The organism is Demequina ureilytica (assembly GCF_048553575.1).
In the GTDB taxonomy this organism is placed as follows: Bacteria; Actinomycetota; Actinomycetes; order Actinomycetales; family Demequinaceae; genus Demequina.
Window position 1 is genome coordinate 347,598 of the sequence record NZ_JBLZIE010000001.1, and the last position, 13,879, is coordinate 361,476.

Annotated in this window: 14 protein-coding genes; 5 read left to right on the plus strand and 9 right to left on the minus strand. The window is 67.8% G+C overall.

Annotated elements, in window-relative coordinates:
- Nucleotides 1-5 precede the first annotated feature (5 nt).
- The 4 genes from ACNI3K_RS01490 to ACNI3K_RS01505 all read left to right on the plus strand — a co-directional run bounded on the left by ACNI3K_RS01490 (nt 6) and on the right by ACNI3K_RS01505 (nt 5,201).
- Nucleotides 6-1,199 carry a low temperature requirement protein A gene (locus tag ACNI3K_RS01490; RefSeq protein WP_419390089.1) on the plus strand — a complete coding sequence of 398 codons (1,194 nt, stop codon included), beginning with the start codon at nt 6-8 and terminating at the stop codon, nt 1,197-1,199.
- A gap of 71 nt (nt 1,200-1,270) precedes the next feature.
- Nucleotides 1,271-2,620 carry an APC family permease gene (locus ACNI3K_RS01495; protein ID WP_419390090.1) on the plus strand — a complete coding sequence of 450 codons (1,350 nt, stop codon included), beginning with the start codon at nt 1,271-1,273 and terminating at the stop codon, nt 2,618-2,620.
- Between the two features lie 21 nt (nt 2,621-2,641).
- On the plus strand, nt 2,642-3,259 hold the full coding sequence (locus ACNI3K_RS01500; protein ID WP_419390091.1) for a Pr6Pr family membrane protein: 618 nt from the start codon (nt 2,642-2,644) through the stop codon (nt 3,257-3,259).
- Between the two features lie 97 nt (nt 3,260-3,356).
- Nucleotides 3,357-5,201, plus strand: a complete 1,845-nt coding sequence (locus ACNI3K_RS01505) for a BCCT family transporter (protein WP_419390092.1) — start codon at nt 3,357-3,359, stop codon at nt 5,199-5,201.
- Between the two features lie 9 nt (nt 5,202-5,210).
- Here ACNI3K_RS01505 and ACNI3K_RS01510 read toward each other — a convergent pair whose 3' ends face one another.
- From ACNI3K_RS01510 to ACNI3K_RS01540, 7 genes are all read right to left on the minus strand, one after another.
- On the minus strand, nt 5,211-6,143 hold the full coding sequence (locus tag ACNI3K_RS01510) for a 5-oxoprolinase subunit C family protein (protein WP_419390093.1): 933 nt from the start codon (nt 6,141-6,143) through the stop codon (nt 5,211-5,213).
- Nucleotides 6,140-6,877 carry a 5-oxoprolinase subunit B family protein gene (locus ACNI3K_RS01515; protein ID WP_419390094.1) on the minus strand — a complete coding sequence of 246 codons (738 nt, stop codon included), beginning with the start codon at nt 6,875-6,877 and terminating at the stop codon, nt 6,140-6,142. The genes ACNI3K_RS01510 and ACNI3K_RS01515 overlap by 4 nt, the downstream gene beginning before the upstream one ends.
- 36 nt (nt 6,878-6,913) lie before the next feature.
- Complete coding sequence (locus ACNI3K_RS01520; protein WP_419390095.1) at nt 6,914-7,711, minus strand: LamB/YcsF family protein; 798 nt, start codon at nt 7,709-7,711, stop codon at nt 6,914-6,916.
- Between the two features lie 120 nt (nt 7,712-7,831).
- Entirely contained in the window at nt 7,832-8,332 is a 501-nt protein-coding gene (locus ACNI3K_RS01525; protein ID WP_419390096.1) for a GyrI-like domain-containing protein, read from the minus strand.
- 70 nt (nt 8,333-8,402) lie between these two features.
- A complete protein-coding gene (locus ACNI3K_RS01530) occupies nt 8,403-9,143 on the minus strand; it encodes a flavodoxin family protein (RefSeq protein WP_419390097.1) in 741 nt (246 codons plus the stop codon).
- A 52-nt stretch (nt 9,144-9,195) separates the two neighbouring features.
- Entirely contained in the window at nt 9,196-9,444 is a 249-nt protein-coding gene (locus ACNI3K_RS01535) for a YkvA family protein (protein WP_419390098.1), read from the minus strand.
- Between the two features lie 229 nt (nt 9,445-9,673).
- The gene (locus ACNI3K_RS01540; protein ID WP_419390099.1) at nt 9,674-10,162 is read right to left on the minus strand and encodes a beta-class carbonic anhydrase; all 489 of its coding nucleotides are present in this window, start codon (nt 10,160-10,162) and stop codon (nt 9,674-9,676) included.
- Between the two features lie 97 nt (nt 10,163-10,259).
- On the opposite strand from ACNI3K_RS01540, the gene ACNI3K_RS01545 reads away from it, so the two are divergent.
- On the plus strand, nt 10,260-11,030 hold the full coding sequence (locus ACNI3K_RS01545) for an SDR family NAD(P)-dependent oxidoreductase (protein WP_419390100.1): 771 nt from the start codon (nt 10,260-10,262) through the stop codon (nt 11,028-11,030).
- 90 nt (nt 11,031-11,120) lie between these two features.
- Here ACNI3K_RS01545 and mmsB read toward each other — a convergent pair whose 3' ends face one another.
- Nucleotides 11,121-12,299, minus strand: coding sequence for a multiple monosaccharide ABC transporter permease (gene mmsB / locus ACNI3K_RS01550; protein WP_419390101.1), 1,179 nt, complete (start codon nt 12,297-12,299; stop codon nt 11,121-11,123).
- Entirely contained in the window at nt 12,299-13,873 is a 1,575-nt protein-coding gene (mmsA, locus tag ACNI3K_RS01555; protein ID WP_419390102.1) for a multiple monosaccharide ABC transporter ATP-binding protein, read from the minus strand. Before mmsA ends, mmsB begins: the two co-directional genes overlap by 1 nt.
- Nucleotides 13,874-13,879: the final 6 nt, after the last annotated feature.

Sequence of the window (13,879 nt, forward strand, 5' to 3'; positions counted from 1 at the left end):
GGCAGATGAGCCCCACCCGCTGGTCGTTGCGCGCCCGCATCAACGGCGAGGACCATCGCGTCACGCCCAAGGAGCTGCTGTTCGACGTCGTATACGTCTTCGCCTTCATCCAGGTGACCGATTGGATGGCCAAGGACTTCTCGTGGCGCACGACAGCGGAGGGCCTCACGGTGCTCGCGATCCTGTGGTGGGTGTGGATCGCGTGGGCCTGGCTCGGCAACGTCATGCGCGCGGACAAGGGGCTCCCTCTTGCCGGATTCGTCGTGTCGATGGTCGCCGTGTTCGGCCTCACCATCACGATCCCGGGCCTATGGGAGGCGGAAGCTGGGGGCCTCGCCCCCCTCGCCTTCACGGCGTTCTACGTGCTGATCCGGGTGCTCCATGCCGCAGTGTTCTTCTGGGGAGTGCGCGACGATCCCCGGATCCGCCGGCAGATCATACTGTCCACCGCCGCATGGATTCCGGCCGCGGGGCTCCTGGTGGCGGGCGCCCTGGTCGAACCCGAGCAGCGGCTGTACTGGTGGGTCGGCACCGTTGCGCTCGACATCCTCGCCACGTGGATCCTGTCCGTGCGCGGCCCCGGCTGGAAGGTGCACTCGGGCGAGCACTTCGCGGAGCGGTTCGATCTGATGGTGATTCTGGCGATCGGTGAATCCGTGCTGGCCGTCGGCATCACCGCCGCCGGAATCGAGCTCAACCCGGAACTGATGGCGATAGCGCTGCTGGGTGTGCTCATCGCGATCGCCCTGTGGTGGCCGTACTTCAAGGACGTCGGGCCGACCCTCGAGAATGCACTCGGCGAAGCCGATCCGGAGCACCGCAACGACCTCGCACGCGACGCCTACACGTATCTGCACCTGCCGCTCATCATGGGCATCCTGCTGGTCTCCGCGGGCAACAAGGGATCCGTCCTGGCCATCGAGTCGGAGCAGCCGTCGGGGGACTCGGCGCTGCTGATGGCAGGGGGCGCGGCGCTGGTCGCCCTCACGTGCGCTTGGCTCATGCGCATGGCGGGCGGCACGGCTCGGTGGCTCGTGGTCTCAGCCGTGTTCTTCGTGCTTGCGATGCTGTGGATGCCCCTGATCGATCCCACGATCGCGACCCTAGTGACCGTGGTGGTGCTGTGCGCGGTGGGCTGGCTCACCCCCGCCGCCCGGCACCGCGAGTCCGTCGTGATCGCGGCGAACGAAGAGCACTGAACCCAGCCCGCGCATCGGCCCGCTAGCCGAAGCGGGAATAGCAGGCCGCCCGGGCGCGTCGAACCTCACGTATGGCAGACAGCTACCGGGAGGGGTCGCTCTCCCTGCGAGGCGCCGTGGCGATGGGCACGGGCGTCATGGTCGGCGCGGGCATCTTCGCCCTCACGGGGCAGATCGCCGCGCTTGCCGGGCCGCTGCTGCCGCTTGCGTTCGTCACCGCAGCGGGAGTCGCTGGGCTGGGCGCCTACTCCTACGTCTTGGTGACACGCAAGCATCCCGACGCCGGCGGCATCGCGATGATCCTCACTTTAGGCTACGGACGTTCGACGGTCGCGGCGGGTTCGGCGATGCTGATGGCGCTGTCGATGGTGCTGAACCAGGCTCTCGTCGCGCGCACCTTCGGCACCTATCTGGTGGAGCCGCTCGGACTCGGTTCCCGCTGGCTCGTGCCGGTGCTGGCGGTGCTCGTCATCGCGAGCGCAGTCGGGATCAACCTCGTCCGCAACGAATCGATCGGGTGGCTTCAGACCGGCGGGGCCATCGTGAAGATCGGCGGAATCGGGCTGCTCGCCATCGCCGCGTTCGTGGCGGCGGGAGGGACCTACGAGGCGGGCTCCGAGGGACTCACCGCAGGCACCTCGCTCGCCGGCTTCATCGCCGCGACCGGCCTGGGAGTGCTGGCCTACAAGGGATTCACCACCATCACCAACGACGGCTCCGAGCTCGAGAACCCGTCGCGCAACGTGGGCCGCGCGATCATCATCTCGCTGGCGCTGTGCGCCGTGGTCTACGTCATCGTCGCCATCGGGGCAGGGTCGTCGCTGACCGTCGACGAGATCGTGAACGCTCGGGACTATTCGCTCGCCGAGGCCGCTCGCCCGGCGCTCGGCCAGTGGGGAGTGTGGGCAACGGTGGCGGTCGCGGTAGTCGCGTGCATCACCGGCCTGATCTCCTCGCTGTTCGCGGTCTCGCGCATGCTGACGATGGTCACCGACATGCGCATGATTCCGCACCGCCACTTCGGGATGGCCGGCGACGTCCGCCATCACATCCTGATCTATCTGGGCGTGGTCGCGGCGGTGCTCGCGGTGGCCCTCGACATGGGTCAGATCGCCGCCGTGGGGATCATCTTCTATCTCGTGATGGACATCGTCATCCACTGGGGAGTGCTGCGCCGGCTGCGCCGCGACGTGGGCGCGAAGGCGTGGGTGCTGGTGAGCGCGCTCATCGCCGATGCGGTGGTGCTGACCGCGTTCGCCGTCGTGCGCGGTCAGGAGGCACCGTGGGTGATCGTGGCCGCCTTCACGGGGGTGGGCGTGGTCTACGCGCTCGAGGCCTGGTACCTCCGGACACACCCGGGCGACGACAGCGAGCAGGCCAATGCGGGGGCTGAGGAGGACGCTTCGCCCACCGGCCAGTAGTGCCCGGGCTAGCATCGCGGCATGACGATGGTCGTGCGACTGTGGCGAGTGCTCACGCCGGTCGCGATCCTGGCGGCGATCACCGCCAATCTCATCACCGACGTGCGCGGAGACAGGTTCGTGTTCGTCGATTACTTCGGCTACTTCACCAACCAGGCGAACCTGATCGCCGCCGCCGTGCTGCTCATCGCGCTGCCCCGCACCGCGCGCGACCGGGCTTTGTGGGTCGAGCTGGCCCGAGCATCGGCCGTCGTGTATCTGCTCATCGTGGTGAGTGTCTATTGGATCCTGCTGTGGCCCACCCTGGGGCAGGTGGCCCACCCGTGGGCGAACGCGATCATTCACGCGGTGAGCGGTGCGGTGGTGCTCGCCGACTGGCTGCTGGAGGGCCCTCGGCGTCCGATCTCGTGGCGGTGGGCGTGGGTTCCCGCGCTGTATCCGCTGGTATGGCTGGCGGTTGTGTTGGTGCGCGGCGCGACGGACGGGTGGGTGCCGTACCCGTTCCTCGACGCGGATGACGGCTACGGACCGGTGGTCGCGGTCTTAGTCGGAATCGTGGCCGCCGGGGTGCTCGCCGGGTCCGCGATGTTCCAGGTGACGCGGTGGAGGCGGGTCTCTCCGCAATACTCGGCGGTCTAGCAGGAAGAGCGTTAACGTGGAGCGAGAAAGGAGAGCGCGCCGACTGTCCCCCGGCGCGAGAACGATGGCCACCACTACCTCTGTCGCCCGTGAGCCCATGACCAAGAAGACCCTCGCTACATGGGTGTTCTGGCCCTCCACCGTCATCATTCTCGGTTTCGCACTGTTCGCGATCGTCGCCCCCGGCGCCGCCGAGAGCGCCTTCGCCACCATTCAGGGCGAGATCATCGGCGCGTTCGGCTGGTACTACGTGCTGATCGCGGCGTTCTTCGTCGCGTTCGCGCTGTTCATCGGCTTCAGCAAGTACGGCGGGATTGTGCTCGGCAAGGACGACGAGAAGCCGCAGTTCTCCATGTTCTCGTGGTTCGCGCTGCTGTTCGCCGCAGGCATGGGAATCGGCCTCGTCTTCTATGGGGTGTCCGAGCCGCTTGCCCACTTCGCAGCGCCACCGCCCGGCGTGACCGGTACACCGGAGTCGATCGCACAGCAGGCCATGTCGCGGACCTTCCTTCACTGGGGCGTGCATGCGTGGTCGATCTACATCGTCGTCGGCATCGCGATCGCGTACGCGGTCCACCGCAGAGGACGCCCCGTCTCGATCCGCTACGCGCTCGAACCCCTCCTCGGCGACCGCATCCACGGCGTGTGGGGAAACGTCATCGACGTCACCGCGGTGGTGGGCACGCTGTTCGGAGTCGCGACCTCGCTCGGCCTGGGTGTTCAGCAGATCTCCTCGGGGCTCGGCAGCGCGGGAATCGCGGAGCCGGGCACCACCACGCAGATCGTGCTGATCATCATCATCACCATCATCGGAATCTTCTCCCTGGTCACCGGCGTCCACCGGGGCATGAAGTGGCTGTCGAACATCAATCTCGCGCTCGCCGGCTTGCTGCTTCTCTACGTGCTTTCCACCGGTCCCACGGTGTTCCTGCTCCAGGAGTTCGTGCAGTCCATCGGCTCGTACATCCAAGCCTTCATCGGAATGAGCTTCGACGTGTCCGCATACCAGGGAGACGCCGGTGCCGAGTGGCAGGCTGCCTGGACCACGTTCTACTGGGGCTGGTGGATCTCGTGGGCACCGTTCGTCGGGGTATTCATCGCCCGCGTGTCCAAGGGCCGCACGGTCCGCGAGTTCGTGTGGGGCGTGTTGTTGGTGCCCGCTCTGGTGACATTCCTGTGGTTCTCGGTGCTGGGAGGCTCCGCGCTGTACGAGCAGGTCTACGGCGATGGACGGTTCATCGCCGCAGACGGGTCCATCGACTACACGGGGTCGCTGTTCCAGCTCCTGGACGGGCTCCCCGGCGGGAGCGTGGCCGCAATCGGCGCGATCATCCTGATCGCGGTGTTCTTCGTCACCAGTTCCGACTCGGGCTCCCTCGTGCTGTCGATGCTCACGTCCGGCGGCAATGACAATCCCAAGCGATGGCTGCGAGTGTTCTGGGCATCCGTAGAGGCCATCGTCGCGATCGCCCTGCTGCTCGCGGGAGGACTCGATGCACTGCAGACGGCGGCGATCATCACCGCGCTGCCATTCTCGTTCGTGATGATCGCGATGTGCGCGGCCACGCTGCGCGCATTCCGGCGAGAGCATCGGAGCTACCTGAGCGCCAACCGCGCGGAGTTCGCGGACCACATCACTGAACGGGTCGGCGAGTCCTATGGGCTCGAGCCGAGCCCGAGCGACATCGATCCCGAGGGCGCGCGCACTCACGCCCCACACCTGCCGCATTGGCCGGGGCGCAAGCGGCCTCGCCGCGGACAGTCGGAGGGTGACGAGCGGGCACAGGAGTCCACTACGGGCGCCGCCACCGGACGCACATTCGTGGTGGGCAGCCCGCCCGAGCCGGCCCCCGACGATCGCGAGGAGTCCACCCCGGACTACGAGCGTCATCAGGCTGATCACATCGTGCAACCTCTGCCCGAGGAGGACGAGGACCGCTGATGCGGGTGGTCAGTCGGTGATGATCTCGAATCTCACCCGGTCGCCCGGCCGCGCCTGGGCGGCTGCGGCGAGCCCCGCCGCGTCGATGACCCCGACCACCGGGTATCCCCCGGTGGTCGGGTGATCCGCGAGAAACACCACGGGTTGGCCCGACGGTGGCACTTGAACTGCGCCGAGCACCAGTCCCTCGCTGGCCAGTTCACCGTCCCTCGCGTGCTCGAGCGCGGCTCCGGTGAGGCGCAGCCCCACCCGATTCGAGTCGACCGAGACCGTGTACTCCTCGGCGACGAGGGCGACGAGCGACTGCTCTGTGAACCAGTCGTCGCGCGGTCCCAGCCGGAGCGGGAGTATGACGACTCCGTGCCCGCGGCGGGCATCCTCCCTCGAGGACCGGCGCCGGCCCCGGGACGTCTCGGACACTGGGCTTCCCCTGCCCGCATCGCGAAGCGCCGCGAAGTCGCGGTCGGTCAGCGGCTCACTTGCTGCGACGGGCACTCGGTCCTCCGCGACCAGCGGAGCCGGGCCCAACCCCGAGAGCGTGTCCGTCGAGCGGCTGCCGAGCACGGGCTCGACGTCGATTCCTCCTCGCACGGCGACGTAGCTGTGCATCCCGTGCGCGGGCGCACCGAGCTCGAGTGTCTGGCCGCCGGTCAGCCTGACGGGAGAGCCGAATGGCGCCGGCACCCAGCCGACGAAGACCGGGCACGGCGCTCCGGTGACCGCGACCACCAGCGGGCCCGTCGCGCGCAGCATGCATCCCGTAGCCGTGACCTCGAGCACTGCGGCGGCCGGGTCGTTGCCGACGAGCCGGTTCGCGAGCGCGGCGGCACGGGCGTCGACGGCGCCTGACCGGGGCACGCCCAGGTGGGCGAGACCGGGCCGCCCCCGATCCTGGATGGTGGTGAGCGTGCCCGCGTCCACCACCTCGAGCCCCGAACTCATCGCTCCGCGCCGGGGTGCTCGTGGACCCGGACCCTGGTGCCGGGCGTGAGCAGCGCGGGATCCTGGCGTCCCTCGTCCCAGAGCAAGACCTCGACCGCAGTGCCCAGCAGCTGCCAGCCGCCCGGAGAGCTCCGCGGGTAGATTCCCGCGTACTCGCCGGCGAGACCGAAGGCACCGGCCGGCACCCGCGTGCGAGGGATGGAGCGGCGGGGGACCGAGCGCTCCGGTGGAAGGCCCGACATGTACGCGAAGCCGGGCGCAAACCCGCAGAACGCCACCTGGAAGTCGCAGCCGACCACGGTGGCGACGGCCTCAGCGACGGTCATGTCCCACATCTCCGCGACCGCCTTGAGGTCGGGGCCGTCGAAGACGACGGGCACCTCGACGCTGCGAGCGTCGCGGGACCGGAGGGGCGTGAGCGTCCACGAGGTCAACTCATCGATAAGACTCCGCATTGCACCGGCCTCCAGTGCACCTGGGTCGAACGCACCCGGGGCCGAAAGCTCCCGGCCAGGATCGTCGCCGACATCGATCCCGTCGAGGAGGAGCGTGCGCGCTGCCGGCACGATGTCGCGCACCCACACGCCACGGCTCTTGGAGCCGCCCCACTGCTGCCTCACCTGCGCGTCGAGCGCCGTCACCCAGGTGGGGTCGGAGAGCTCGATGAGCAACCCATGGGCCCCCGCCCGCCGGACCCGCGACACGAGGTCCCCCACCGTGATGGGGTCATTCATGCGCACAGCGGTATTCATGGGAACAGCGCTGCGGCGTCACTGCTCGCTGCCGGAGCCGGTGAAGGCGCGCACCTGAACACCTGCCTCCACGAGCGCCGCGCGCACGCGTGCCGCGAGCGCCGCCGCGCCCGGAGTGTCGCCGTGCACGCACAGCGAGCGCGCCGTCACCGTGAGCGAGGACCCGTCGTGGGCGTCGATGGGCACTCCCGCAGCGATGGCGATCGCGCGGGCCACCACGTCCTGCGGATCCTTGATGACGGCGCGGTGCTCGGCGCGCGGCACCAACGTGCCGCCCGCGGTATACGCCCGGTCGGCGAACGCCTCCGTCACGATGGGCAGGCCGGCCGCGCTGGCCGTCTCGAGCAGGCGAGACCCTGGCAGGCCGAGCACGGCGAGGTCCCGTCCTGTCGCCTCGCACGCGACGAGCACGCCGTCGATCACGGCCGCCGCCTGCTTGGAGTCGTGCACCACGCGGTGGTACAGGGCACCGTGGGGCTTGACGTATGCGACGCCCGGACCGGCAGCGGAGGCGAAAACCTCGAGAGCGCCTATCTGATACGCCACTTCCGCCGCCAGCTCATCCGGCGGCACGTCCATCGCCCGTCGGCCGAACCCGGCAAGGTCCCGGTACGACACCTGGGCCCCGATCGCCACTCCCCCGCGCGCCGCGCGTAGGCACACGCGGCGCATGGTCGCCGGGTCGCCGCCGTGGAAGCCGCACGCAACGTTCGCGCTGGTCACGGACTCGAGCAGCGCATCATCGTCGGTCAGCGACCAGCGGCCGAAGCCCTCGCCGAGGTCCGCGTTCAGGTCGATGACGGTTCCGTCGCTCACCCCCTCAACGTAGCGCGACGGGCCGTGTCGCACCACGCCGGTGCGGCGCGGCCGCATGCCTAGCCCGGCGACCGACCGAGACTGGGGCGGCGCTTGCCCGACCCGCGCATCGGCCGGGCGTCAGGTCCGCAGGAGTACGCATACCTGGACGTTTCCCTCCAGGCCCCGGGGCCCTTCGACGGGAAATCCCGGGTAGTACTCGTACCAACAGTCCCATACGTCGGGGCGCCGCTCATCCCCTGGGGTCATGGCAAAGTCAAGCCCCTGCGAATCGCCCCAGTCCATCAAATCCCGAGTGAGTCCGCCGATCCAGGCGTAGGGGCCGTGCTGCTCGGCGACGGCGTACGTTCCGGCCTCGAACCGACCCGCGAGGTTCCGGTCTCGCACCTTCGGTACCCCCACGACCGCGTGCGCAACCTCGACCGTGAACGTCGCATCGAGCGCGACGGAGCGATAGCGGATCGCGCCCGCGCCGATCGTCTCGGCTCCGCGCTGCGCCAGATATGCATCAAGTTCGGCGAACGCCTCGCCCACCCGGGCGGGGAAGGCCGCCATTGTCGTGTGAACGGGGACAGCGATGTAGGCGACGGCCTCGCGGTGCTCGACGCGGAAACCGGCCATGACGCCATGGCTAGACCCAGCACCGGCCAGCCACCAGGGGTGATGTGGGCAAGGGCCGCCCTACAGGTACTTACTGGCGGGGAACCTGCTCGGGATCGGGATGACCGAAGTGGTTGCCGTTGCTCCACTCCTCGCTCGAGTTGCCGCCCGTGGGGAACCCGCCGCCCGAGCGCAACCACGCGGCGGTGTGCATGAGGTTCCACGCCATGAACGCCGTGTTGCGCCGGGTGAAGTCGCTCTCCGGTCCGCCGCTGCCTTCGTCCAAGTAGGACGGCCCCGGGCCGACCTCTCCGAGCCACGACGCATAGCTGTTCGGTGGCACCGTGAATCCCAGGTGCTGAAGTGAGAACATCAGGTTCATCGCGATGTGCTTGGCGCCGTCCTCGTTGCCGGTGATCATGACTCCGCCCGCGCGACCGTAGTAGATGGTCTGACCGCGCTCGTTCGTCTGGCCCGAGAGCGCATCGAGGCGCTCGACCAGGCGCTTAGACACCGACGACTGGTCACCGAGCCAGATCGGGGTACCGATCACGAGGATGTCGGCGGCGAGGATCCGCTCGGACAGCGCGGGCCAGTCGTCTGCCGCCTGGTTGCCGCCTTCGACGTCTTCCGTCATGTCGGGCGACACACCGGGTGCGATGTCGAAGTCGACCGCGCGGAAGGTGTCGACCTGGACCCCCTGCTTCTCCATGATCGCGATCGCGTTGTCCATGAGGCCCTGCGTGTTGCTGACGGCCGGGCTCGGCTTCAACGTGCAGTTGACGAAGACGGCCTTGAGTCCGGCGAAGTGCTGCGTGCTCGTGTCTGTCATGGGTGACACCTCCTGCCATGTCACACGCGCATCGAGCGCCGTCTATTCCGCCTCAGGCGTCGACCACCGTGGCGCGGTTGCCTCGCGCCACCTCCCACGCGTTCTTCTCACGGGTCGCGAGCATCACGAACACGCCCCAGAGCCCCAGGTCGTCGATGAACCCGACGGGGCCAAGGAACAGCTCGGGGATGACGTCGATCGGGCTGATCGTGTAGAGCACGACGCCGATCGCCGTGAGCCACGTCATCGGCGACAACCTGTGCTCGCCGCGTCGCACGGCCTTGAAGAACCTCCACCACATGGGTGCACCTCCTCGGTTTCCTGTTTCTACGTTAACCCCGGCGCGCGGCCCGCACAGCAGTGTTGGGGGCACAGCGGACGGACGAACTCAGCCGGGCCGCCCGCTCCGAACGGGAAACCCAGCGGCAGCGCTCAGTTGATCCGGTCCGTCGGCACGCGGCAAGGCGGCCGATGCACTTGCTGGACGTGCGAGCGCTCGCTCACCCCCGCATCGGCCCGGCTTGATCTGGCTAGACGACCTCGCGCAGCAGCCCGGAGTGCACGTCGAACACGAAGCCGCGCACCTGAGACGCGTCCACCAGGAACGGGTTGTTCCGCAGCCGCGCGATGGACTGGCGAAGGTCCGCGTCGAGATCCTTGAAGGACTCGGGCGACCAGGTGGGCTTGAGACCAGTCTCGTCGAGGAGCTCGTTGCGCAGCTCGTCGTCGGTGAACGTCAGCGCGCCGCAGTCCGTGTGGTGGATGAGGATGATCTCGCGGGTGCCGAGCTTGCGCTGAGAGATCACCAACGAGCGGATCATGTCGTCCGTGATCACCCCGCCGGCGTTACGCATCACGTGCGCGTCGCCCACCTCGAGGCCGAGCATCGCGAAGGTGTCGAGACGCGAGTCCATGCACGCCACGACCGCGAGCTTGCGGCGTGGGGGCAGCGGGCGGTCAGGCAGGTAGGACTCGGCGTAGCGGTTGTTGTTCTCGATCAGCTCGTCAGCGATGCTCATGAGGTCTCCTCCGGGATGGGCGTTCAGCAGTCATTGTGCCCGATCCGGGACCGCGCCCACGTGCACGCGTCGCGGCCGCTCGTGTCACGATGGGCCCATGTCACGCATCTTCATCACCGGATCCTCCCAGGGCATCGGCGCCGAGTGCGCTCGCCAGCTCATCGCGCTCGGCCACGACGTCGTGCTGCACGCTCGCGACGACGCCAGGGCCGCCGCTGCGCTCGAAGCGAACCCGCGTGCCGCCGCCGTGGTCAAGGGCGACCTCGCGAGCATCGAGCAGACCACCGCCCTCGCCGCAGCGGCCAACGAGCAGGGTCCCTTCGACGTGGTGATCCACAACGCCGGGCTCGGCGGCAAGGCCCCGGAGCGGGAGACGACCGCCGACGGGATCGAGCGAATCTTCCACGTGAACGTGGTCGCGCCGTACCTGCTGACGGCGCTCATTCCGGTCGCCGAGCGCATGATCTACCTCACGTCGGGGCTCGAGGCCGACGGCCGCTGGAATCCCTACGACGTCCAGGGCAGCACGCGCGAGTGGGACGGCATGCAGGCCTACTCGGACTCCAAGATGCACGTGTCGATGCTCGCGATCGAGGTCGCGACACGTCACCCCGAGGCCGCGGTGAACGTGGTCGACCCGGGCTGGATCCGCACCAACATGGGCGGCTCCGAGGCATGGGACCCGGTCGAGCTCGGCGCCGAGACCCAGGTGTGGCTCGCGGACTCAGACGAGCCGGCCGCGACTGCGACGGGCCGTTACCTCAAGCGCCGCGAAGAGCTCGAGCCGAATCCCGCCGTGCGGGACGCCGATGCGCGCGCCGCGTTGGTCTACGAGCTCATCAAGCTCACGGGCGTGCCCGTACCGTAGGGCACCGCGCGCGCTCACCCCAGACGCGCATCGGCCCCCCACCTGCGTGACAGGTGGGGGACCGATGCGGTCGCTCGGGGCGTCGTCGAACTAGCGGGCGCCTGCGCGGCGCTTGTTCCACACGTCGAAGGCGACTGCGAGCAGCAGCACCAGGCCCTTGACGACGTTCTGGATCGACTGCTCGTAGCCCAGCAGCTGCATGCCGTTGGTCATGATCGCCATGATCAGACCACCGACGATCGCACCGGTCACGCGTCCCACGCCACCGGTGACGGCCGCGCCACCAATGAACGATGCGGCGATCGCGTCGAGCTCGAACATCTCACCAGCACTCGGCTGTGCACCGTTGCTGCGGGCCGAGTAGACCACGCCCGCCACAGCTGCGAGCACACCCATGTTCACCATGATGCCGAAGTTGACCCACTTGACCTTGACCCCGGACAGGGTCGCGGCGGTCAGGTTGCCACCGATGGCGTAGACGTGGCGACCGAACACCGTGCGAGTCGTCACGATCGTGTAGACGATCACCAGCACCGCGAGGAGGATCAGCACGTTCGGGAGTCCGCGGTAGTTGGCCAGCTGCCACGCGAACCACATCACCACGGCCGCCACGATGACGAGCTTGAGGATGAACAGCGGGAGGACGGGCACCGTCTGCTTGTAGGCGACTGCTGCGCGGCGCTTGCGGATCTCCGACACCACGTACCCAGCAATGGCGATGCCGAAAATCACCAGTGTGAAGATGTCGTAACCCGGGCCGCCGAGGATTCCATTCTGGAAGCCGGTGGCAATCTCCGAATACGCGTTCGGTACCGGGGACAGCGACGTGTTCTCGAGCACCCGGAAGGTCAGGCCGCGGAACAGCAGCATGCCCGCCAGGGTCGTGATGAAGGCCGGGATGCCCACGAAGGCGACCCAGAAGCCCTGCCATGCGCCTGCCAGGAGGCCCACGCCCAGGGCGACGAGAACGCCGACCCACCAGGGTTGTCCTCCCCTGATCATGACGACGGCGGCCACAGCGCCTGTGAGCGCGACGAGCGAGCCGACCGACAGGTCGATGTGCCCGCCGATGATGACGATCACCATGCCGATAGCCAAGATGAGGATGTACGAGTACTGCAGCACGACGTTGGTGAGGTTCGTCGGGCTGATCAGAGTGCCGTCCGTGAGCACAGCGAACAGTCCGATGATCGCCACGAAGGCGACGTAGATTCCGCTCTGGCGGAGGTTGCGCGTGAGTAGCTCACGCACATTGGCAATCCCGGTCATCAGTGCTTCTCCTCAGCGCTAGCACCCGCAGGGGCCTCGGCGTCTCGTTCCTGGGTCATGAGTGTCATCAGGCCCTCGGGGGTCGCATCCTTGACGTCCGTGACGCCGGTGATGCGGCCGAAGGCCAGGGTGAAGATGCGATCGCACGTGCCAAGCAGCTCGGGAAGCTCGGACGAGATCACGATCACGCCCTTGCCCTCCGCTGCCAGCTTGTTGACGATCGTGTAGATCTCGAACTTCGCGCCGACATCGATGCCGCGCGTGGGCTCGTCGAGGATGATCACGTCAGCGTCGGTGTACATCCACTTGCTCAGCACCACCTTCTGCTGGTTGCCGCCCGAGAGGTTACCCGTCTTCTGCAGGACCGAGGGCGTCTTGATGTTCATCGACTCGCGGTACTGCTCTGCGACCTTCAACTCCTCGTTGCCGTTCACGAAGCCACGCTTGGTCATCTTGAACAGTCCGGCCGAAGAGATGTTGCGGCGGATGTCCTCAATGAGATTGAGGCCGTACTTCTTGCGATCCTCGGTCGCGTAGGCGATGCCGTTGCGGATCGCCTCCGACACGGTCCGCGTGTGGATGACTTCGCCGCGCTTGTAGACCGTGCCCTTCGCATGACTCCCGTAGGTGCGGCCGAAGATGCTCATCGCGAGCTCGGTGCGGCCCGCGCCCATGAGACCGGCGATACCGACCACCTCGCCGGCACGCACGTCGAAGCTGGCACCGTCCACGACGATGCGCCCCGGCTGCGTGGGGTGCTCGACGGTCCAGTCCTCGACCCGGAACAGCTCCTCGCCGATCGCGTGGTCGATTCGTTCGGGGTACCGGTGCTCCAGGTCGCGGCCCACCATGCCGCGGATGATGCGGTCCTGGGTCGAGTCCTCCTCGGACATGTCCAAGGTCTCGATGGTCTCGCCATCGCGAATGATCGTGGTGCGGTCCGCGATCGCCTCGATCTCGCCCAGCTTGTGGGAGATCATGATCGAGGTGATGCCGCGACCCTTGAGCTTGCGCAGCAGGTCAAGCAGGTGCGCGGAGTCCGAGTCGTTGAGCGCCGCGGTGGGCTCATCAAGGATCAGCAGGCGCACGTCCTTGGACAGTGCCTTCGCGATCTCGATGAGCTGCTGCTTGCCGACGCCCAGCTGCGAGACGGGGGTCACGGGGTTCTCGTGGAGTCCTACCTCCTCCATGAGGCTGAGCGCCTCGTGGTTCGCCTGGTTCCAGTCGATGAGGCCGGTCTTTCCGCGGCGTTCGTTGCCGAGGAAGATGTTCTCTGCGACCGTGAGGTGCGGGACGAGGGCGAGCTCCTGGTGGATGATCACCACACCAGAACTCTCGGACTCGTTGATGCTGTGAAAGCGAGCCTCCTTGCCCTCGTAATGGATCTCGCCCTCGTAGGTGCCGTAGGGGTACACACCTGACAGCACCTTCATGAGCGTGGACTTGCCGGCGCCGTTCTCGCCGCAGATGGCGTGAATCTCGCCCTCGCGGACGTGGAGTTCCACATCCGAGAGCGCCTTCACGCCGGGGAAGGTCTTGGTGATGCTGCGCATCTCCAGAATGTTGCGAGCCATCGGGTC